Below are 22427 nucleotides of genomic sequence, written 5' to 3' on the forward strand. Positions count from 1 at the left end.
GATGGTTGGCGGCTTCCCGAGAGAGGGTGAATGCGAATCTCTCTCGGGAATTTCATCCCCGGACCGACCGTAACCAGAGAGTTGGCACGGGTCAGAAGAACCCGGTTCAATTCCGAGCTAGGGCGATCGCGAAGGAGTCGCCAGGGGAGCATCCGACTTTACAAATGGCGATCGCGATATCGATCGACGATCGCGCGCACCACTTGTTCGATGCTCAGACCGTCCGTCTCGATTTCGATCGCGTCGGGAGCTTTAGTCAGGGGAGCAATTTCCCGCGTACTATCTTTACGATCGCGTTCCTGTAAATCCCGGGCGAGTCGTTCGAGACCGATCTGTCCCTCACCGCGATCGGCGAGATCTTGATGGCGGCGACGGGCGCGTTCTTCTACCGATGCAGTTAAAAAAATCTTCAACTCCGCATCGGGGAACACGTGGGTGCCAATATCGCGTCCTTCTGCGACTACGCCGCCCTGACGACCGTAACGCTGTTGTTGTTTCAACAAATAGCGACGCACGCAGCCCAAGGCGGCGACGGCAGACACGTGGGCGGTCACGTCCAAAGAGCGGATCGCTTCGGTAACGTCGCGATCGTTAATCCACACTGGGCAAGGTGCTTGCGGATCGTCGTCCGGGACTTGCAAGCGAATTTCAGCTTCGGCGACCACTTCCGCCACGGCAGCTTCATCGTCGAGGGGAATGTCGCGATCGCGCAACAACCAAGTCACGGCGCGATACATCGCCCCCGTATCGAGATACATCAATCCCAATTCTCGGGCGACCAAGCGCGCTACCGTGGATTTGCCCGCCCCTGCCGGACCGTCGATCGCGACAATGGCTTGGCGGTCGTGCAGCATAATATTGTCGATCGCGCGAGTGGGACCGACTCGGGCGGCAACAGCTAACAATCCAGATTCTTCAATCGTCTCTAAGGGTTTTAATGTCGTCGGTTCGACCAATTCGCAATACTCCAGTTCGATTGCCTCAATTGCAGACAGTTCTGCTTTAACCGTTGCAATTATAGCCGCCGCCGATCGCTCTCCCCCACGAAAGATCTGACGGGCTTTGCACAAACTGCGATAGAGTGCTGCCGCTTCTTGTTTCTGTTCGTCAGTTAAATAGCGATTGCGCGAACTCATCGCCAATCCGGAGGCTTCGCGCACGATCGGACAGCCGACAATCTCCACGGGTAAGTTGAGATCGGCGACCAAACGCCGGACGATCGCGAGCTGTTGGGCGTCCTTCTGTCCGAAATAGGCGCGATCGGGTTGGACGATATCGAGCAGCTTGGTGACGATCGTCGCCACCCCTTGGAAATGACCGACGCGCGATCGCCCGCACAGATGTCGGGTCATCGACTGAGGCGGAATCACCACGGTGCGTTCCCGTAGCGGCGCCGGAGGCGTATCCTCCGATGAAGTGTTGGGATCGCCTAACATTTCTGCCGCATTCGGCGCAAAAATCACATCCACCCCCGCGCGATCGCAAATATCGCGATCGCGTTCTAACGTCCGGGGATATTGCTGAAAATCTTCATTCGGGCCGAACTGCAAAGGATTGACAAAAATACTGACGACGACGATCTCGTTCTCTTCTCTCGCCCGTTCGATCAAACTCAGGTGTCCGCGATGTAACGCTCCCATGGTCGGCACCAAGGCGATCGATTGCCGGGGTCGATATTGCTTTAACTCGTAACGCAACGGCGCGATTTCGGCAAAAAGTTTTACCACACCCCAGATCCCTCTGCCAACTCTCCGCCCCGTAGTTTAGCAAAATCCGCGTTATCGCTCCTGGGAGCCAGTCAACTCGCGACAGGACACATCGATGTTCTCGTCCTTGTTTTCCTGTCGCGAGTCGCGGCTCAATCGACGCCTTAGCGGACGTTCGAGGCGGTGGTACGCGCTCCCAAAATATCCAGGCGAACCGGGGCGATGCCCGTATCCATCATCCCCAACACTTGAGCGGCGGCGGCGGACAAATCGATCACGCGATTGCCGACGAACGGCCCGCGATCGTTGATCCGCACCACGATCGATCGCCCGTTGTTCAAATTCGTCACCCGCACCTCGGTTCCGAACGGCAAGGTTCGGTGGGCTGCGGTGAGGGCGTTTTGATCGAACACTTCGCCACTGGCGCTCAAGCGTCCGTGAAATCCCGGACCGTACCACGAGGCCCAGCCGTTAACGACAAATTGAACGGGACTGGTGACGATCTCGGGGGCTTTCGGTTTGGGCTTGGGTTTGTTCGCCACTTGACTCAACGGCGCCGCATCGGCGACCAGACGGCGCAGGCGATTGGTCATCTGCAGCGCATCTTGCTCCAAGTTGGCGGTGGTGTCGGGAAGCCGGGTATTCTCATCGACGACTAATAACGCTTCGTCATCGACTTTAATCAAATAACTTTCACTGACGATTTCGCCGTCTTTATCGACTAAACCATTCCAGGTCAAGGCAATCTCTACGGGGGCATTGGTGCGCTCGATCTGGTTCAACTTGGCGGCGATCGCGCTGGCCCGCCATACGGGATCGCTCCTGTCTACCTCGCTATTGGCGGCGATCGTCCGAGAAAGCAGCGATAATGCCGATGGTGCCACAGTTCCAATATTGGTGACACTTTCAAATTCTTCATACTTCGCCCGAGTCGCTGGCTTGACCTCGGGTTCTTCCTGTTTGGTCGTCGCACCTGTGTCGCCCAGTGCTGCCGCCACTTTGGTGACCGTCGCCGTGGCCCGTTCGCGATTGACGGCACTTCCCAAGAAGGTGACGACTGGAAGATCTCGCACGTACAGGGTGGCTGCCGATCGCCCGTTGAATTGGTGCGCGTGAATCTTGGTCAAGATCTCGCTTGGGCCCGCTTCGGTTTGGGACGGGGACTCGCGCACTTCGATCGGGTCGGTCGAACGACGCGCTTGCGGCGAGTTCGCTTCAGACGAGACGGTCTGCGCTTGCGGTTGTGTGGGATCTCCGGATTGGGAGGCTCGTAAGCTTGGCTCTCCACTCCCGTCAACGGGCCGATTCTGCTGTGCGTGACTGGAGGAAGTCGCCCCGAACGCCGTGACCAGCACGACCGCAGTAGTCCACCAAAATCTTTGCTTCATACATCCACTGTGAAGGTGATTCGGAAACCGAGTTCGAGTCGTATTGAGCTTTGGATTGTTCACAATTGAAACTCCATTTAACGCCCGAGCATTAACTCATACTCGTTTCGGGTTCACTTTAATAGTTGGAACTGCAACAGACTAACACGAACTTTTAGGATTGGGGATCGGTGGAAGGGGGAAAATCCCCCTAACTTTACTAAAACTTTACAAATTTAGGGCGGATGAGATTTTCTCTGAATGCAATTTTTACTGACGTTCCCGAATTTTCGGGGGTATGAGCGCTTCATCAAAACTTTACGCGCAAAAATGCCAACTTATGCATAGCTGCTAATTTTCGCGATCGGTTGACAAAAGGGGGCGATCGCCCATCTGATTTCCTAAATCGCGAAAAGAGTAGAAATGCCGGAAAAAAGAGGGCATCGATCGCCCCGGCGAAGCGGCGAGACCCGTGGGACAGTAGAATACCGAAGACGAACAATAGCGCGAGAGTAAATTCGCAACTGTAGATTGAGTTATGGATTATCGAGAAGCCGGGGTTGACGTCGAAGCGGGACGAGCATTTGTCGAAAAAATCCGCCATTTAGTCGAAAGTACGCACCGACCGGAAGTTTTAGGGGGAATTGGCGGATTTAGCGGTTTTTTTGAACTGCCCGCCGGATACCGACAACCCGTGTTAGTGTCCGGAACCGATGGCGTCGGAACCAAACTCAAATTAGCGCAGCAGTTGAACCGCCACGACACCGTAGGGATCGACCTCGTGGCGATGTGTGTCAACGACGTTCTGACCTCCGGGGCCGAACCGCTCTTTTTTCTGGATTATTTAGCGACGGGCAAACTGGAAGCGGAACAACTCGCCGACGTCGTCAAAGGGATTGCCCGGGGGTGCCAAGAGGCCGGATGTGCCCTACAAGGGGGAGAAACGGCGGAAATGCCGGGATTTTACGGGCCGGGAGAGTACGACTTGGCGGGATTTTGCGTGGGGGTCGCGGAAAAAAGCGAATTACTCGACGGGTCCCGGGTGACGGTCGGCGACGTGGCGATCGGATTGGCGAGTTCGGGGGTTCACAGTAATGGGTTCAGCTTAGTGAGAAAAATTGTGAGCGATCGCGGCTGGAACTGGAGCGATCGCCCGGAAGAACTCGGGACCAGTTTGGGAGAGATCTTGCTGACGCCGACGCGCATTTACGTCAAGCCAATTTTGGAAGCGCGCCGCCAGGGGATCGAGATTCGGGCGATGGCGCACATTACCGGGGGCGGGTTGCCGGAGAACTTGCCCCGGTGTTTGCCCGAAGACAAAGCGATCGCGATCGATCCGGCGAGCTGGTCGGTACCGCCGATTTTCCAATGGTTGGCGCGGACTGGAGGGGTGGCCCTGCCGGAAATGTTCGATACCTTTAATATGGGGATTGGTTTTGTGTTAGTGGTGAGTGCTTCGCAACAGGAGGAAGCATTGCAATGGTTTACCAGCCAAGGGATAGAAGCGCGGGCGATCGGTGAAGTGATTGCAGGCGATCGCCGCTTAACGGGCATTCCGAAGGCGAGTTAGGGGTCGGGTCGATCGCCCCTGGGAGCGAGCCGGGGCGATCGAAAAAAGAGCCTAGGCAAAGCTAGACTCTGGGATGGATAGTTGATTGACTCAAGGACACTCCTGACGAACCGATAATCAACTCATCAAGAGTAATCGTTTGATTCTCGACCGTGGGAGTCACATCCGGACAGTATGGGAGGTTCTAGGGATCGCTCGCCGACGATGAGGATTGAGGATTGCGGTGGCGATTCTGCTTTGCAGACCCTAAGCGATCGCATTGGAGGCGTTCCCAGCTCAAGTTTCCGGTATCTTCACGATAAGACCAGCGCAGGAGATTGGCGGGTTGTCCGACAGTGAGAGTCGGCAAGCCGATCGCCTTACGCGGGGAAACCGTCGCCAGGGCGATCGCCTCGCCGACGTCGCACAAACCCCAGCGCACTAAGTTCTCGACTCCCGTTAATAGGGGTAAGGTGGTTCCCGCGAGAGTGCCGTCCGGGAGACGGGCGGTTCCGTTTTTGACTTCGATCTGGCGCTCGTCCCAGGGATAGACCCCATCCGGGAGACCGAGGGGGGCGAGGGCGTCGCTGACGAGAAACACGCCTTTGCCGTAGTTGGCCGATCGCAGGAGTAGTTCGATGGCGATCGGGCAGACGTGCTGACCGTCGGCGATTAAGCCGCAGCGCACGTCCGGGCGCAAGATCGCCGGACCGAGTAAGCCGGGTTCGCGGTGGTGCAGACTCGGCATGGCGTTAAAGGCGTGGGTGACCATCGAGGCGCCGCGATCGAAGGCGTCGTTCGCTTGGGCGGCGGTTGCGAGGGAATGACCGAGACTGACGACGATCCCGCGCGATCGCAACTCGGCGATGACTTCTCCGGAGGGGTCGAGTTCCGGGGCGAGGGTGACGATTTTGACGAGATCGGCAAATTCCCCCAGAACCCGGTTGACGCGATCGCGGGTGAGGGGTTGCAGGTCGGCTTCAGGATGGGCGCCCCGTTTGGCGGGGTTGAGAAAGGGACCTTCGAGGTGGACGCCGAGGATCTGGGCCGTTTGTTGTTGAGGGTGTTGGCGGCTGGCCCATGCGGCGATCGCGGCGAGGGCCCGTTGGATCTTGTCAGTGGAGGTCGTGACAATGGTGGGTAAAAAGCCGTCTACCCCTTGTTCCCAGAGGCGATCGCAAATCTGTTGGAGGCGATCGCCGTCGGCGTCGGTGACCTCGGGAAACGCCAAGCCCAAAGCGCCGTTAATTTGCAGGTCTACGCCGCCGAGAGAGACCCAATCCCCGTTGACATCGAGCAAGGACATTTCTTGCCACTGTTCCAAACAGGGGGCGGGGGGTTTTTCACTGCGCATCGGCTGAATCGATTCGATATAGCCTTCGCGATCGGTTCGGACCCAATGCAGACCGTTGTAACCGGGCAATTGAGCGTTAATCAGGTCTAAGTTGACGCACTGAGACACTGTTGAGGAATTGAGAGGGGGAGTTGGTGTACTCATCGCGGATGCTGACAATAGCCCTAAAGAGGAGTCGAGTTGGGAATTTGGGTAGGGAACCACTCTAAATCTACAATTTTTTTCAAATCTCAACTTTAAACTTCTAATGAACGAACCTCAAATCGGCATCATTATGGGTAGCGATTCCGACTTGCCGACGATGCAAGCGGCGATCGCGGTTTGCGAAGATTTCGAGATCCCGGTCGAAGTGGCGATCGTCTCGGCGCACCGCACCCCGAATCGGATGGTGGAATACGCCCAAACCGCCCACCACCGGGGGATTAAAGTAATTATTGCCGGAGCTGGAGGGGCGGCGCATTTGCCGGGGATGGTCGCTTCTCTGACGCCGTTACCCGTAATTGGCGTTCCCGTGGCCACCCGTCACCTCCAGGGGGTGGATTCGCTCTATTCGATCGTCCAGATGCCCGGGGGGATTCCGGTGGCGACGGTGGCGATCGGCAATGCTAAAAATGCGGGCTTGTTGGCGGTTCAGATTTTAGGGGCGACTCGGCCCGAATTGCGCGATCGCGTCGAACGTTATCGCGAACAATTAGCCGCGTCCGTCCTCGAAAAACAAGGGCGTTTGGACGAGTTGGGATATCAGGAATATTTAACACAAATGTCTTAAAAATTCCCCACCGATCGCCGCCCCCGATCGCCGTGGGCAGACCTCGTGGGATGCCCGGACTCAAGACAAACGAGGGGTAGACACGGCAATGTAAACCGGACGGATAGGGCGATCGCTTTCCCGCCTGGAGCCGCTTGCAAATCAGAAACGGTATCCTGCTATACAGAACCAACTTCCCAGAATTGGTGCAATCATTGTGACTCGGAGCATGGCCATCCGTCGGCTTTTTATGTATGGCAGCGCGCAGGGTTGGCCAATTCTCGCGTAGGCATCGGATCCCTCGATCGGATGTATCGACCACTACAACGCGCTCCGACGTCTGGAGAGATAAAAGCAGGTGTCGCCCGAACTCGGGTCTCGTGGCGATCGCGCTTCACAAAGGGCGATCGCGACCACCGGACTCACCGCCTCTTCATCCTGCTTGAGTGGGATATCTAAACTCGGCGCTTAGGGGCCGTTCTTCAAGCCCCCCCTACAACAACACCGTGCAGGGTAAGCGATTCCGGCTACGACAAACCGGAGCGGGCGAGAACTGCACCTCTTCTCGTTCTCCCCCTTGGTGGGGACGGTGGAAAATCCACCGGGTCAAACTTCCTCCGCCACCGGGGCGATTTGCGAATCGTTTCTCGGAAATGGCGGTTTCCGTTCTACCGCGAGGTTTGCATGACCACTAAATTCTCGTTTAACCGGAAGTTGAAACGTACAAACAAGCGGCGCTCTCCGTCTCGGAACTTCCGTTCGCGGCAGGGTGCTACGTTTTGGCAATCCTTAAAACAGGCTGTCGGGAGACTCTCCCCAAGCTGGCAGGCTTGTCTGCCCCTAGCCTCCATTATTGTCTTGCTCTGGGGTGTGGCGGCAGTGGCTCAAAGCCCTCCCCCCGCTTTTCCCGAAGATGTCACCGATTTGGCCCAACAAAATCGGATCGCCCTCGATACCATGTGGGTGGTCGTGGCGGCGATCCTCGTGATTTTCATGAACGCGGGCTTCGGGATGTTAGAAACGGGCTTTTGCCGCCAAAAAAATGCCGTCAACATCCTCTCTAAAAACTTAATCGTGTTCGCCCTGGCGACGGTGGCGTTCTGGGCGATCGGTTTCGGCTTGATGTTCGGCGACGGTACGGATTTTGTCGGGATGAACGGCTTTTTCCTCGCCGGACCGGATAACAGTCCGGCCATGGAGGACGCTTACGAAGGGGTGTTCAGTTCCCTGAGTTGGACAGGGGTTCCCCTCGCGGCGAAATTCCTGTTTCAAGTCGCCTTCGCCGGAACCGCCGCCACGATCGTTTCCGGGGCGGTCGCCGAACGGATTAAATTTGTAGACTTTTTGATCTTCAGCCTCTTACTCGTGGGGATTGCTTACCCGATTACCGGACATTGGGTTTGGGGCGGCGGTTGGCTCGGAAATATGGGCTTCAAAGATTTTGCTGGGTCTACCGTGGTTCACTCGGTCGGCGGTTGGGCTGCGTTGACAGGTGCTTATTTCCTCGGGCCTCGTTTGGGTAAATATCAAGAAGGGAGACCGAGTGCGTTACCGGGTCACAACATGAGTATTGCGACCCTCGGTTGTTTGATTCTCTGGATCGGCTGGTTCGGGTTTAACCCGGGTTCGACCATGGCGGTCAACATGCAAATTGCCCATATTGCCGTGACCACGAATATTGCGGCGGCGACGGGCGGAATTGCAGCGACGATCGTCGCTTGGGTTTACCTGGGTAAACCGGATTTATCGATGATTATTAACGGGATCCTGGCCGGACTGGTGGCGATCACGGCGGGCTGCGATGGCGTTAGCGTCATCGGTGCGGCGATTATCGGCGCGATCGGTGGTGTTTTGGTCGTCTTTTCCGTGACGTTCTTCGATCGGATGCAAATTGACGATCCCGTCGGCGCGACCTCGGTTCACTTGGTCAACGGCGCTTGGGGTACTTTTGCCGTGGGACTGTTCAATATCGATGCAGGACTGTTTTACACGGGTGGCGTGCAGTTACTGGGGACTCAGTTGCTCGGGATTGCCACGATCGGATTGATGACGGTCCTCGTTTCGACGATCTTTTGGGTCGTTCTCAAGTCCACTCTGGGTATTCGCGTGGAAGCTGAAGAAGAACTCAAAGGGTTGGATATTAGCGAACACGGGATGGAAGCGTACAGTGGCTTTTTAAAAGATACGGGAGGAATGCCTCGGGGCTAGCCCCTTCGGGACGATCGCCAGGTTCGGCGTACGAGTATAGCGCCGAGGCGATCTCCCCGAGGTCAAAGGCAGTGAAGGTGTTTTAGATCGATTGCGGTTTTTGGAAAGTTTTCAATAGACTGGGATAAGATCCTCAGCGCTTTTTTTTGGGTGGGCGATCGCGTAGGGTCTCCAATGGAGAATCGCCGCGCGCGCCTATCAGCCCTTGTTTGAGATTGCCAATCGAGGCGCAAGCGATTGTTCTTTACCAGCGATGGCTTTGGGTTTCAAGTCCCTTTCAAACCCCGTGAAATCAAATTTAGCCGCTTCTACTGCTACTCCCGTACCGCCGTGGGCCGTGTTGTCTTTGGCGACGAATGCGATTTTGCTGTTTACGGTGGTGTTGCTGCTACTCGAAACGCCAAAAACCAGTGACTCGGAAGCGGTCCGTCTCGACGGCGATCGCCCGGCGACCCCAACGACTGCCCCGACGCCGACGCCAACCCCCCAATTGGGGCCGCGCCATACCTGGACTTACGAAGAATGGGTCGAACAACTGGGCAAAGAAGCTCGGGCGATCGCCGCCAATCCGCCCCCTCGTCTCGGTATTCTCGCCGGGGACTCGATCAGTTTGTGGTTTCCGCCGCAGTTACTGCCCCCCCAACTGACCTGGCTCAATCAAGGGATTTCCGGCGAAATTTCCCGAGGCTTATTAGAACGGCTGCCATTATTTGACGAAGTGAAAGCCGAGGTCATCTTCGTGATGATCGGCATTAATGACTTGTTGCGCGGGATTCCCCCCGCCCAAATTTTAGAGCATCAACGGCTGATTATCCGCGATCTGCTCACCTGGCATCCCAATAGCGATATTGTAGTCCAGTCCATTTTGCCCCATAGCGGGCCACAGGCGACCTGGGAAGGGCGCGATCGCCTGTTGGAGATCCCAAACGAACAAATTGAATCGATCAATCGCGAACTCGAAGCGATCGCCCGCAACGAAGGCGTTCGCTTTCTCAATCTCTATCCCCTGTTCGCCAACGCCGAAGGGAATCTCAAACCGGAGTTAAGTACCGACGGATTGCACCTCAACGATGAAGGGTACGAGATTTGGCGCGCGGCGCTGATGACCTATATTGAGTTGGAACTCTAGGGAAGTTGGGAGTGACAACGCCAGCATTCCCGTTGGTTCTCTAAAATCTAAAATCTAAAATCTAAAATCTAGATCGTGCGGCGATCGGCTAAGCATTCTAAGATCTAAGCGAAGATCATCTCGACAACTGCCGCATGGATACCAAAGCATTTAAGCGATCGCTCCAACGTTCCGAAAAATATCACCGGAAAGGATTCGGTCACGACGAAGAAGTTTCCGGCGTGATGAATAGCGCCTATCAAAGTAGCCTCATTCAAGAAATCCGCGATCTTAACTACAGTCTCACCCGTGGGGACGTGACCATCCGTCTCGCCGAAGCTTTCGGCTTTTGCTGGGGGGTCGAACGGGCCGTGGCGATCGCCTACGAAACTCGTCAACATTTTCCCACCGAACGCATCTGGATTACCAACGAAATTATCCACAATCCCGGCGTCAACCAACACCTGCGCGAGATGAACGTCGATTTTATCGATGTCAAAAACGGTGAAAAAGACTTTTCCGGCGTCGGAAATGGCGACGTGGTCATTCTTCCTGCCTTTGGCGCCACCGTTCAAGAAATGCAACTCCTCGACGAAAAAGGTTGCACCATCGTCGATACTACCTGTCCCTGGGTTGCCAAAGTTTGGAACAGCGTTGAAAAACATAAAAAAGCCGATTACACCTCCATTATTCACGGGAAATACAAACACGAAGAAACCCTGGCGACCAGTTCCTTCGCTGGAAAATATCTGGTGATTCTCAACATGAAAGAAGCCGAATATGTCGCCGACTACATCCTCAACGGCGGCGACAAACAAGAATTTATGACGAAATTCGCCAACGCGACCTCCGCAGGCTTCGATCCCGATCGCGACTTGCAACGGTTGGGAATTGCCAATCAAACCACCATGCTCAAAAGTGAAACCGAACAACTCGGTAAACTGTTCGAGCGCACGATGATGAAAAAATACGGTCCGGATAAATTAAACGAGCATTTTATGGCGTTCAATACCATTTGTGACGCCACCCAAGAACGACAAGATGCGATGTTAAATCTCGTCGAAGATCGACTCGATTTAATGGTTGTCATCGGCGGTTTTAATTCTTCCAATACGACCCACTTACAAGAAATCGCGATCGAGCGGGGGATTCCGTCCTATCATATCGACAGTCCCGATCGCATTCTTCCCGGGAATCGGATCGAACACAAACCGTTAAATAAAGACATCGAAATCCAAGAAAATTGGTTACCCGAAGGTAAAATCATCGTCGGCGTCACCTCCGGTGCTTCCACCCCCGATCGCGCCGTGGAAGAAACCTTAGAAAAGATTTTCGCGCAAAAAGCTGCGGTGGTCGTTTAGGGAAAAGGGAGCGTTAAATCGCTAACCGAGAGCGTCGTTACCGCCCTTTACAGGAATAGGACTATCCGGTTAACTTCGGGAAGTCTGCGATCGCTTTAAAAGGCTGAATTTAAAGTAAATTCGGGGTCAATTTAGACCGGGGCGATCGCAACAACTTTTATCTCTATTCTTGTATCGTAAGCGGAACGACCCTCTCGGCTTTTTACCCTAACTCACTCAACGATTTCCTTCCTCAAACATGGTCACCGTCCAAGAAGCTGCCCGAATTTTAGGAATTTCTCCTGACACGATCCGCCAGTGGGAAAAGAAACAATTAATTCGATCGCAAAAAACGGGCGATCGCCGCAAAAGATTTGAAATCGAACAATTAAAAAGAATTCACAATAACTTTTTAGGAAAGCCGTCGAACTCGGGAGAATTCAAAATTTTAACCCGTCCGCCAACTGCGTACACGGCGATCGAGTTATTTTCCGGTTGTGGCGGGATGGCGTTGGGATTTGAAAATGCAGGATTGCAGACTCAATTATTAGTAGAGTGCGATCGCAACTGCACCCAAACGTTAAGATCGAACCGTCCGCAATGGAACGTCATTCACGAAGATATCGCTCAAGTTAATTTAACCGAATATCAACATAAAATCGATATTCTAGCGGGAGGATTCCCCTGTCAGGCGTTCAGTTATGCGGGATTAGGAAAAGGCTTTGCAGACGTTCGCGGAACCCTGTTTTTTGAGTTTGCGCGTTGCGTCGATGAAGTGCGACCCAAAATCGCGATCGCCGAAAATGTGCGCGGTCTACTCAAGCACGATTCCGGTAGAACTTTGACGACGATGTTGGAAATTTTAGAGGACTTAGGTTATCGCGTTGACTATAAATTACTCCGCGCCCAATTTTTAGACGTTCCTCAAAAACGCGAACGTTTATTTCTGATTGGCGTTAGAAAAGATTATCCAATACAGCCTATTTTTCCTCAAGAAAAAGACTATACGATCTCTGTAAGAGCGGCGTTAAAAGATTGTCCGCCATCGGTGGGAACGACTTATCCCGAACACAAGAAAAAAGTTCTCGAACTCGTTCCCCCAGGGGGATATTGGCGAGATTTACCCCTGGAAGTCCAAAAAGCTTACATGCAAAAAAGCTTCGATCTCGGTGGCGGAAAAACGGGAATGGCGCGGCGATTGTCTTGGGAAGAACCCTCGCTCACTTTAACGTGTAGTCCGGCGCAAAAACAAACCGAACGCTGTCATCCCCAAGAAACGAGACCGCTCAATATTCGCGAATATGCGAGGATTCAAACCTTTCCCGATGACTGGCAATTTGTCGGTTCGATCGCCTCTCAATATCGACAAATTGGCAATGCGGTTCCGGTTAATTTAGCTTACCATATCGGTTGCTGCGCGATCGCTATTTTAGAAGGCAAAATAGATCGAATAGATCGGAGAGATCGAAATTGTAGGGAGGCGATCGCCTCAGACGCAATAAGTAATCAGTAGTAATCAATACAAACGCGGATAAAACGGTTCTCGACGACGGATGTTTCGGCGAGCTTTCCATAAATCCTTACAGGAACTGCCACAGCCGCTTTTTCAAGGGTCACGCGACTCTTGCTTGTGGGTCGGTTTCTTCTAGAGTGGCAATGATTGCCAGGTTATTGCAGGAAAATATTGTGTGATTTGAGCAATGTAGAGGGCGGGCATCCGGCTCGCGACGTCGATTTTAAATAAGTTAAATTACTTATTTTTAAAGGATTTTGAGAGAAGCTCGCCCCAATTATTCAGAAATGTTTACAAAACGGATAAGTCTATCAAAATCAATGCTAAAAAATGATTAATTTCAGGATAGAGATTGATTTCAGGGAGTGGCGAACAATGACCCATCAAAAAATTCAAAAACAGTCGAATTGGGTTCCAGGGAGTTCTCAAAAAACAACACATCTGAGTTCGCCACCCATTAGTATTCAAAGCGATCCTATAGCTGAAACCTCCCCAGAAGAAGCCTTACCCGCTTATAATCCACTGCCAGAGAATTGGGCAGAGGTACATCCGTTAATGCAAAGCGGGGGCGATCGCCCAAACACGACCTTAGACACGGTTCAGCGTAGTTCCGAATCGGCAGATCCCGAAGAGAGCGACGGACTTGACGTGCAAACTAAACTCGCCGTGGGCGCACCGGGGGACGAATACGAACAGGAAGCCGATCGCGTTGCCGAGCAAGTCGTACAGCAGATCCATTCCTCCGAGGCGAACCACTCCGTACAACGTCGGGGCGATCGTCCCGCGACGCCCAAGTTACCCATCACACTCATGCGAAAGCGTGCGGATTGTGCAGCAGAGGCGATCGCCCAACCCGGAATCGAAACAAGTATCGAGCAAGCGCGCGGTAGCGGACATCCCTTAGGCGAAACTGTCCGCGAACCGATGGAAAATGCCTTTGCTAACGATTTCAGCCAAGTTAAAGTCCATCACGATGGACCAAGCGATCGCCTCAACCGTTCCCTCAACGCCCGCGCCTTCACGACCGGATCCGATATCTTCTTCAAACAAGGAGAATACAATCCCAACAGCTCCGGAGGACAACAACTTCTCGCTCACGAATTAACTCACGTCGTCCAACAAACCGGAACTGCTTCCCTTCAGCGTCAGATCTCCGACCCGACCATCCAGCGCGATGGTAATGAACACGTCGGCGCCGATCCAGGTCGCATGACCTTCCTCCCCGACGAAATGGGCAACGAAAAAGCCCCGGGAGAAGCAGGCTACAGCCGTCGCTTGCTCGGTGCTGCCGGAGAAGAAACCGAAAACCTAGTCGACCAAGGACTATACGCCGACGCCCGCTTGACCAATGTCGCGCCCTCAACCAACTACCTCGACCAACAAATTATCGCCCGTGGTCGAACCAAAGCCCGTTATCAAGGGTTAGTGCGCGGCGATGGCTCGATCTGGGGTGCGCCAACGGGGATTGCCCAAGAAATGTATCAAGGGGGGGTCGATTGGTGTACGGACCACATCAGCACCATGGAAACCCAGCGCGCCGAAGAACAACAGCGTGCCGAAAGCTATAACGCTTGGGTTCCCCGTGCGAACGGCTTCTTTACCTCCTTAACCCGTCTCGAAGCCATGCAAAATCTCTTAGGCGTCACCAACCCACAACAGATGGTCGGCGCCCTCGAAACGGGTTTAGACGATGCGCGAGCGGTTGCGGCTCGCGCGATGGACGCTTACGAGGGAGGCAATATCGCCGCGCGCTTGAGCGTCCCCGAAACAGACGAAACCGTTACCCAACTCTCGAACCAAACGACCCAAGCGGCTCAAGAAATGAACGCCGCCTATCTCGGCTTTCAGCGCAACTTATTAGCCATCCGACAGGATGAAGTGAATCGGGAAGGCGCCGAAGATCGCACCCGACTCGAACAAATCAATCAAGTGAAACAAGTCGTCCGTCAGATCGGCTCGACCATCGACACCACCGCCTCCCTAGTGAGTGGAGCGCCTGCACGGATTGCCAGTGTCACTCGAACCGTGCGTCATGGGGAAGCATGGGTCGGTGCCGTTCGCAATCGCCGCCAAATCATTAGCGGACAGCGACCGACCCACAATCCGACTTACGTGACCCTCAACGAACAAGGAGAAATGGTCGTTCGCAACGTCCAAACGGGAATGGATCGTCCCGCAGGAGGGGGCGAAGCGACGGCATCACCTGCGGGACCGTCCCTGAGTTTTCCTCAAAATATTTCCGATACCCTCGGACAAATTGCCGATTTTGTCTATGCCAGTGAAGTGCGCGAAATTAATTCGCGACTGGAACAAATTAAAACGCGGTGTGCTGCCATTGAAGGGGTTCGGGAATTACTTGCACTGCAGCAAGCGGCGGCAACTTATCAAACTAAACTGAATGCGTTTGCACTCAAGTGCAACGAATTGCAAGGTCGAATTGCCGATCGCCGTCGGGAATACTGGCAATTGGGGGTCGATCTGGATAATTTCGCCCGTCAAGACCGAGAATCCCGCCAGGGCAGTCAAGCGCCCGGTCGCGGTGAAGAACGCTATGCCACGATAATGACCTTAGTCGGCCAAATTCGCGAAGCTCTCGTCGTCGGTAAGGGCGCCAAAGCGGGAATTTACGCCCCTGACGAGTTCGAGCGCTGGGCTCAAGGGATTGTGGCCGATCGCGGCGCCCGACCTCCGCGCACCGATATCCCTATTTTCGAGGTTGGCGAGCAAGAATGGTCTCGTTTGAGCAGTATTTGGTCGCAAATTCGTACTTTTGGCAGTAATGTCAGTACGATTGACGAACTGTTTAGCGGTGTGGAATCTCGCGCGGGCGCTCTCCTGTCACAATTACAAGTCGGCGGCGGTAGCGGTCAACATTAATCGCTATCTCCATTCAATAATTGCTCGTGCAAATTAACACTTATAGAGTTGAAAACAGCCCCAATGGCGATCGCCGATTGGGGCTTTTCTCCTTTATTGGCGAATCAGTCGATATCCTCTATTTGACGGATTCTTCGAGGGAACTCAACTCGGGTTCAGTCCCTTTTACCGGGAAACGATAAACGGCATAAATCGCCTTGACTGTAAAGAAAAATAGGGCGATCGTTCCGATCGAGAAAATCACGTCGCCGGGAATTCTCAACCAGACCGTCCAGCGCATCCACGGCATACTAATCACTTCCGCACTGCGCGCATACCAGGTACCGTGATTGACCGACTGAACGAGTTGATAAAAGCCATTGGGAATTAAGCCGAAAATTAGCATCATCACCAAGCCGCCATTAATCGCCCAAAAGCCAAATTTTATCGAGCGTTCGTCCCAAGCGCGATCGGGTACGAACTCCCGTAACGCAAACAACATCAGGGCGATCGCCAAACAACCGTAAACCCCAAATAAAGCTGCATGAGCGTGAATCGGCGTGGTATTCAATCCTTGAGAATAATACAACACGATCGGCGGATTAATTAAAAAGCCAAACACCCCCGCGCCAATTAAATTCCAAAAACAAGTCGCGATAAAAAAGCGCAACGGCCAACGATAAAATCCTTCCGCTTCTTTGGAGAGTTTTAAAGTCTTTAAAACCTCAAATCCAATCAACGTGAGCGGCACCACTTCCAGCGCCGAAAAAACTGCACCCAAGGCAGCAATAAACGAGGGCGTTCCGGAAAAATACAAGTGATGCAACGTGCCAATCACCCCACTGCCTAAATACAGCAACGTGGTTAAATAAGTAGCTCGCAAGGCTGAGGACTTTTTCAAAAAGCCCAATTCACTGCACAAATAGGCAATGACCACCGTAGCGAACACTTCAAAAAAGCCTTCCACCCAAAGGTGAACCACCCACCAGCGCCAATATTCTGCCACACTTAACGGCGTGTGGTTCGTGTACATCAAACCGACAGAATAAAAGAGGGGAATGGTAATGGCACTGTAGAGGAAAAAGTGACTCAATCCCGTCGGATTTTTCTCTTTTTTCAACGCAGGTTTAAAAGCGCGGTACATCAACCACAACCAGAAAACCATGCCGCCAATTAACAGCAACTGCCAAACGCGACCGAGTTCGATATATTCGTAGCCTTGATGACCCCACCAAAAACTATTATTTCCGGTTAAAACCCCTTGAACGGCAGCCCAAGATCCCGCCAGCGCACCGAGAACGACTACGGTTAAGGCAACCAGTAAAACTGTATTTCCTAATGCTTGATGTTTCGGTTCAAATCCGCCGAAACGTGGGGCGAAATAAAGTCCCGCAGCAAGCCAACAGGTGGCAATCCAAAAGATCGCCAATTGTAAATGCCAGGTACGAGAGGCGGCGTAGGGGAGGAATTGGTCTAAGGGAATGCCGTAAAAGGCATCGCCTTCAACGGCGTAGTGTGCGGTGACCATTCCCATGATAATTTGCACTAAAAATAGAGCCATAGCGACGCCGAAAAAGAGGGCGGTTACTTTTTGGCTGGCGGTGGGAATGCGAACGGCGGGACGGGCGGGAACGGGGAGGATTTCGTCAGTTTCTTCCTGGGCGAGATAGATAAAAACAAAGGCCCCAATTCCGGCGATTAAAACGATGACGGAAACGATCGACCAAATGATGAATTGAGTGGGGGGTTGGTTGCCGATTAAATCATCGTGAGGCCAGTTGGCGGTGTAGGAAAAAGGGGCGTTGGGACGGTTGGCGGAGGCGGCCCAAGCGGTCCAAGTAAAGAAGGCGGTAACGTTGTGAATTTGGCTGTCGTCTTTGAACCAACCTCGGGGGATGGAGTGGACGACGGAGCCGTTTTTCAAGAGGTCGCGATAGTCTTCAAAGACTTTTTGTAATCCTTGGGTTTGAGCTTTGGTTAGGATTAAGCTGTGCGTTTTAGGATCGTAGCGATTGGTTTTAAATTGCTCGCTGACGCGCGCTTGTAAGCTGGCGCGGTCTACGGGAGATAAGGCGTCTAAATCTTGTTGGGAAAAGTCGGGATTGTTGCGGTATAAAATCCCGGCGGTGGCTAACCCCCAACGGTGGAGAACGTCGGCGGTCCAGTCGGGGGCGAGATAACTGCCGTGTCCCCAAATACTGCCGATATGTTGACCGCCACGGGCGAGATAAGTTTCTTGTCCGTCTTGGATGTCGGCGCGGGTGAGAACGGTTTCTTGTTGGGACGATCGCACGATTTCGGGAACGGGAGGTGCATTTTTCCAAATAGCAGCTCCGGCAATCAGTAAAACGCTAAAAGCGACGATACAAATTAGCGCCAACCAAGCGGGGAGGCTCAGTTGTCGCTTTTGCGATCGCCCTTCAGTTTCGGTGTCAAATGCGGTGGTGTTGGCCATCGCCAAACCTCCAAAAAATTGGTTTTCAGTCGTCAATTTGGCTAAATGGTAGCGAATTAAACTGAAAATCGACAATAATTACTGAAATTATTTTGAATTTATATTTTCTTAAGTATTGGAATGAAGATTTATACTCAACAAAATTGAGGGCGATCGCCTATTTTATAAGGGGATTTGTCAATAAATAAGGTTAAAAAATAAGAAGCAATGAAATGGGGAACAGTAGCGATAACGGGCGCTAATGGCCAAGTCGGGCGGCAATTACTCGCGTCGCTGCGAGGTCGATGCGCAACGACGATCGCCCTGGTTCGAGAACCCGCCAACCTTCCGGCGAGCGAAGTGATTGCGGATTGGACGAATTCAGCCGAGGCCCGAGAGGCGATCGCGAGATCGGAGGCGATCGTGCATCTCGCAGGTAGCCTCAAACCCGCTCGCGGGGACTATACGGCGGCCAATCTGGAGACCACTCAAGCCCTGCTGTCGGAGATCGCGGGCGATCGAACCCGGCGCCTGGTTTTTCTCAGTTATGTGGGGGCGCACGAAGAGGCGACGAATCCGTATTTACGGACGAAAGCGCAAGCGGAACGCCTGCTACAGGCGAGTGGTTGTCCGGTGACGATCTTTCGCTGCACCCACATTGTCGGTTCTCCACACAACCCGGGGCGGACGGCGCAAAACTGGCTCGCGGAAGCGGGGAAAACGGTTCTCGTCCTCGGTTCCGGTCGGCAGCAGATCGCGCCGATTTATCTCGATGACGTGGTCGGGGCGATCGTGGCGGCCCTCGATCGCGATCGCGATGGTATTTTCGAGTTAGCCGGGCCGGAATGTCGCTCCCTGGATGAGTGGATCCGCGCGTTCAACGGTGGCGATCGCGTTAAACTCGTGCATCTGCCCGCATCGATCGCGCGATGCTTGCCTCGAATCGTTCCCGATCTGCCTGGGGCTTTAATTGAGGTCATGCTAGCGCCCAGTGTCGGCAACCCCGACGCGGCGATCGCGGCTTTCGGAATACAGCTCACTTCTCTAACGCAAGTGTGGCGATCGGATTAAGCCACCGCGTCATCAATCCACGCTCCCCTTGCGGTTGGCCATATTCAGGCGAATCAGGGTCGGTCGCCATGGCTCGCGGCAAAGCTCTATCCCGCGAAAATCATACAATAGGGTCAGTTCGATCGCGCCAACCCTCGGTACGATCCTCCCGTTGAGGGGAGTTGGGGCAACCGATCTTTTTCGCAAGCACGAGCATACTCATGTCTGACCAATCTGTGCAGGATTCTAAAATCGCCTGGCATTCAATAGAAATCGATCAAACCCTGGAGCGACTGCAAAGCGATCCGGAACAGGGTTTGAGTGCTTCAGAAGCCGAACGACGGCTCGAACGCTACGGTCCGAACGAAATCGAAGATACGGGAGGTCGCACGGCGTGGGCGATCTTGCTCGATCAGTTCAAAAACATCATGCTGTTGATGTTGATCGCCGTCGCCTTCGTGTCCGGCGGATTGTCCTTACAAGATGGGGAATTTCCGAAGGACGCGATCGCGATTATGTCGATCGTCATTCTCAATGGCGTGTTGGGCTACTTGCAAGAAAGCAAAGCGGAACAAGCCCTCGCCGCCCTCAAAAATATGGCCTCCCCGCAAGTGCGAGTGGTGCGCGACGGCAAGATAGTCGAAGTTTCTGCAAAAGAATTAGTTCCGGGAGACGTCATCCTGCTCGAAGCGGGGGTACAAGTCTCGGCAGACGGGCGCTTGATTGAAGAGTCGAACTTGCAAGTGATCGAAGCGGCGTTAACCGGGGAAGCGCAATCGGTGGATAAGGATGCTCCGATCGCCCTGGAGGCGGATACGGGAATCGGCGATCGCGTCAACATGATTTTCCAAGGGACCGAAGTGGTCAAAGGACGGGCGAAGGCGATCGTCACCAGTACCGGAATGCAGACGGAATTGGGCAAAATCGCCGCGATGATCCAGTCCGTGGAAGACGAGGAAACGCCCTTACAGCGCCGCATGACCCAATTGGGCAACGTCTTGGTCACGGGATCGTTAATTTTGGTGGCGATCGTCGTGATTGGCGGAACCTGGGCGAAGGGGGTCGAAAGCTTCCGCAATCTACTCGAAGTGTCCTTGAGTATGGCGGTGGCGGTGGTTCCCGAAGGGTTGCCCGCCGTGATTACGGTGACCTTGGCCCTGGGCACCCAGCGCATGGTCAAACGCAATGCCTTAATTCGCCGCTTGCCTGCGGTGGAAACCCTCGGCTCGGTGACCACGATCTGCTCGGATAAAACGGGGACGCTAACGCAAAATAAAATGGTGGTCCAGGCGGTCGAAACCCCCAGCCACCGCTTTAAAGTCACGGGAGACGGCTACGAACCGAGCGGAGAATTTAAGCCTGACGGTCAAAATCCCGGCGATTCCGATCGCGACAGCCAAGCGACGATTCAGAATTTAGAGAAATATCCGGAACTGCCGCCCCTGTTGCTTGCTTGTGTTTTGTGTAACGATGCTTTTTTACAGTACGAGGACGACCAGTGGGCGATCGTCGGCGATCCGACGGAAGGGGCGCTACTGTCGTTGGCGGGGAAATTAGAAATTACTAAAGATCGATTTGCCGATCGCCTCGCCCGCGTGGCGGAGTTTCCCTTTTCTTCCGAACGCAAACGGATGAGCGCCATTTCTAAGGTCGGCAGTTGGGAAGAGTTGACCGATGGCGGCAGTTTGCCTTTCCCCCGAACCGAGGCGACCCGGGAAGATCCGCCGTTTTTGATGTTTACCAAAGGCTCGCCGGAATTGACCCTCGACTGCTGCACTCAGATTCAGGTGGGCGATCGCCTCGAACCGTTGAACGACGACCGCCGCGAGGCGATCGTCCGCCAAAATAACGAAATGGCCTCTCGCGGCTTGCGGGTTCTCGGTTTCGCCTACAAACCCCTCGCCGAACAACCCCCCGAAGGTTCGGAAACGGAACACGAACGGGAGTTAATCTGGATCGGTTTAGTGGGGATGCTCGACGCCCCCCGTCCGGAAGTTCGCAACGCCGTCGAAAAATGCCGCAACGCCGGGATTCGCCCGGTGGTGATTACCGGAGATCACCAGTTGACCGCCCGGGCGATCGCCGTCGATCTCGGCATCGCTCAGGAGGGCGATCGCGTCCTCACCGGACAGGAACTCGAAAAAATGTCCGACGCCGACCTCGACCAAATCGTCGATGCGGTCAGCGTTTACGCCCGCGTCTCCCCGGAACACAAACTGCGGATCGTCCAAACCCTGCAAAAACGGGGTAAATTCGTCGCCATGACCGGAGATGGGGTCAACGACGCCCCCGCCCTCAAACAGTCGGATATCGGCATCGCGATGGGGATTACCGGAACCGACGTCAGCAAAGAAGCGAGCGACATGGTACTGCTCGACGATAACTTCGCGACGATCGTCGCCGCTACGGAAGAAGGGCGCGTCGTGTATACCAACATTCGCCGTTTTATTAAATATATTCTCGGTTCCAACATCGGCGAAGTGCTCACGATCGCCGCCGCCCCGATTCTCGCCCTCCCCGAGGTTCCCCTGACGCCGTTGCAAATTCTCTGGATGAACTTGGTCACTGACGGCTTCCCGGCGTTGGCGTTAGCGGTGGAACCCCCCGCCCCGGACGTGATGAAACACCCGCCCTACAGCCCTCGCGAAAGTATTTTCGCCCGAGGACTCGGCGCCTACATGGTTCGGATCGGGATCGTGTTCGCCATCATTACGATTACTTTGATGTATTGGTCTTACCATCAGAATTCGGAAACCTGGAAAACGATGGTGTTTACGACGCTGTGCGTCTCTCAAATGGGTCACGCGATCGCCGTGCGATCGAAAACGCGCCTCACTGTGGAAGTCAACCCCTTTTCCAATCCTTACGTCCTCGGCGCCGTGGCGATTACGACCTCATTACAGCTCATGCTCATTTATGTCGAACCCCTGCGTAACTTTTTCGGAACCGACGTTCTCACTCCTACGGAACTGGCGGTCTGCCTCGGGTTCAGTACGTTGTTGTTTATTTGGGTCGAACTCGAAAAAATCTTTTTACGCCTATTTCCACGAATGAATAAAGATTAAAAATCTTGTCGGAAAGTCAGGTTTTAGAGGAGTCTTGGCAATGTGATTGCCATGCTTCTAATTTCTGAATAGTTCTCAATTGTGATTTCTAACTTGGTTCGAGGCGGGTATCTTGCCCGCCCCACAGAC

The 22427-nt window shown here is 53.9% G+C and carries 13 protein-coding genes; 9 read left to right on the forward strand and 4 right to left on the reverse strand.

Going from position 1 to position 22427, the window contains the following annotated elements; translation table 11 throughout:
• Positions 1-158: 158 nt before the first annotated feature.
• Entirely contained in the window at positions 159-1727 is a 1569-nt protein-coding gene (locus HCG48_RS19985) for a bifunctional pantoate--beta-alanine ligase/(d)CMP kinase (protein ID WP_168570737.1), read from the reverse strand.
• Positions 1728-1870: 143 nt separating this feature from the next.
• Positions 1871-3094, reverse strand: coding sequence for a septal ring lytic transglycosylase RlpA family protein (locus HCG48_RS19990; RefSeq protein ID WP_210437090.1), 1224 nt, complete (start codon positions 3092-3094; stop codon positions 1871-1873).
• A 517-nt stretch (positions 3095-3611) separates the two neighbouring features.
• Between HCG48_RS19990 and purM the strand changes: the two genes are divergently transcribed.
• A complete protein-coding gene (gene purM / locus HCG48_RS19995; RefSeq protein WP_168570738.1) occupies positions 3612-4643 on the forward strand; it encodes a phosphoribosylformylglycinamidine cyclo-ligase in 1032 nt (343 codons plus the stop codon).
• 184 nt (positions 4644-4827) lie between these two features.
• On the opposite strand, the gene nagA is transcribed toward purM, so the two are convergent.
• Positions 4828-6120 (reverse strand): N-acetylglucosamine-6-phosphate deacetylase, encoded by a 1293-nt coding sequence (gene nagA, locus HCG48_RS20000; protein WP_168570739.1) that lies wholly within the window; start codon positions 6118-6120, stop codon positions 4828-4830.
• Between the two features lie 103 nt (positions 6121-6223).
• On the opposite strand from nagA, the gene purE reads away from it, so the two are divergent.
• The 6 genes from purE (at position 6224) to HCG48_RS20030 (ending at position 15770) form a co-directional block, all read left to right on the forward strand.
• Positions 6224-6745: a 5-(carboxyamino)imidazole ribonucleotide mutase gene (gene purE / locus HCG48_RS20005; RefSeq protein WP_168570740.1), complete on the forward strand. Its 522-nt coding sequence runs from the start codon at positions 6224-6226 to the stop codon at positions 6743-6745.
• Positions 6746-7408: 663 nt separating this feature from the next.
• Positions 7409-8932 (forward strand): ammonium transporter, encoded by a 1524-nt coding sequence (locus tag HCG48_RS20010; protein WP_168570741.1) that lies wholly within the window; start codon positions 7409-7411, stop codon positions 8930-8932.
• Positions 8933-9218: 286 nt separating this feature from the next.
• Entirely contained in the window at positions 9219-10061 is an 843-nt protein-coding gene (locus HCG48_RS20015) for an SGNH/GDSL hydrolase family protein (protein WP_246259653.1), read from the forward strand.
• Between the two features lie 134 nt (positions 10062-10195).
• Positions 10196-11401, forward strand: coding sequence for a 4-hydroxy-3-methylbut-2-enyl diphosphate reductase (locus HCG48_RS20020; protein WP_168570743.1), 1206 nt, complete (start codon positions 10196-10198; stop codon positions 11399-11401).
• 238 nt (positions 11402-11639) lie between these two features.
• Positions 11640-12893, forward strand: a complete 1254-nt coding sequence (locus tag HCG48_RS20025) for a DNA cytosine methyltransferase (RefSeq protein WP_168570744.1) — start codon at positions 11640-11642, stop codon at positions 12891-12893.
• Between the two features lie 375 nt (positions 12894-13268).
• Complete coding sequence (locus HCG48_RS20030) at positions 13269-15770, forward strand: eCIS core domain-containing protein (protein WP_168570745.1); 2502 nt, start codon at positions 13269-13271, stop codon at positions 15768-15770.
• Positions 15771-15888: 118 nt separating this feature from the next.
• On the opposite strand, the gene HCG48_RS20035 is transcribed toward HCG48_RS20030, so the two are convergent.
• Positions 15889-18204 carry a nitric-oxide reductase large subunit gene (locus HCG48_RS20035; protein ID WP_168570746.1) on the reverse strand — a complete coding sequence of 772 codons (2316 nt, stop codon included), beginning with the start codon at positions 18202-18204 and terminating at the stop codon, positions 15889-15891.
• 207 nt (positions 18205-18411) lie between these two features.
• Here HCG48_RS20035 and HCG48_RS20040 point away from each other — a divergent pair, with 207 nt between their 5' ends.
• The gene (locus HCG48_RS20040) at positions 18412-19254 is read left to right on the forward strand and encodes an SDR family oxidoreductase (protein WP_168570747.1); all 843 of its coding nucleotides are present in this window, start codon (positions 18412-18414) and stop codon (positions 19252-19254) included.
• A gap of 200 nt (positions 19255-19454) precedes the next feature.
• The gene (locus HCG48_RS20045; protein ID WP_168570748.1) at positions 19455-22298 is read left to right on the forward strand and encodes a cation-translocating P-type ATPase; all 2844 of its coding nucleotides are present in this window, start codon (positions 19455-19457) and stop codon (positions 22296-22298) included.
• The last annotated feature ends 129 nt before the right edge of the window (positions 22299-22427 follow it).

It is taken from the genome of Oxynema aestuarii AP17, assembly GCF_012295525.1.
GTDB classification, from domain to species: Bacteria; Cyanobacteriota; Cyanobacteriia; order Cyanobacteriales; family Laspinemataceae; genus Oxynema; species Oxynema aestuarii.

Excerpts from the sequence above, each read along its gene's own strand:
- nagA (WP_168570739.1), bottom strand. The coding sequence starts at position 6,120 with ATGAGTACACCAACTCCCCCTCTCAATTCCTCAACAGTGTCTCAGTGC.
- HCG48_RS20040 (WP_168570747.1), top strand. The coding sequence starts at position 18,412 with ATGAAATGGGGAACAGTAGCGATAACGGGCGCTAATGGCCAAGTCGGG.
- HCG48_RS19990 (WP_210437090.1), bottom strand. The coding sequence starts at position 3,094 with ATGAAGCAAAGATTTTGGTGGACTACTGCGGTCGTGCTGGTCACGGCG.
- HCG48_RS20010 (WP_168570741.1), top strand. The coding sequence starts at position 7,409 with ATGACCACTAAATTCTCGTTTAACCGGAAGTTGAAACGTACAAACAAG.
- HCG48_RS20020 (WP_168570743.1), top strand. The coding sequence starts at position 10,196 with ATGGATACCAAAGCATTTAAGCGATCGCTCCAACGTTCCGAAAAATAT.
- HCG48_RS20035 (WP_168570746.1), bottom strand. The coding sequence starts at position 18,204 with ATGGCCAACACCACCGCATTTGACACCGAAACTGAAGGGCGATCGCAA.
- HCG48_RS20045 (WP_168570748.1), top strand. The coding sequence starts at position 19,455 with ATGTCTGACCAATCTGTGCAGGATTCTAAAATCGCCTGGCATTCAATA.
- HCG48_RS20025 (WP_168570744.1), top strand. The coding sequence starts at position 11,640 with ATGGTCACCGTCCAAGAAGCTGCCCGAATTTTAGGAATTTCTCCTGAC.
- HCG48_RS20030 (WP_168570745.1), top strand. The coding sequence starts at position 13,269 with ATGACCCATCAAAAAATTCAAAAACAGTCGAATTGGGTTCCAGGGAGT.
- purM (WP_168570738.1), top strand. The coding sequence starts at position 3,612 with ATGGATTATCGAGAAGCCGGGGTTGACGTCGAAGCGGGACGAGCATTT.
- purE (WP_168570740.1), top strand. The coding sequence starts at position 6,224 with ATGAACGAACCTCAAATCGGCATCATTATGGGTAGCGATTCCGACTTG.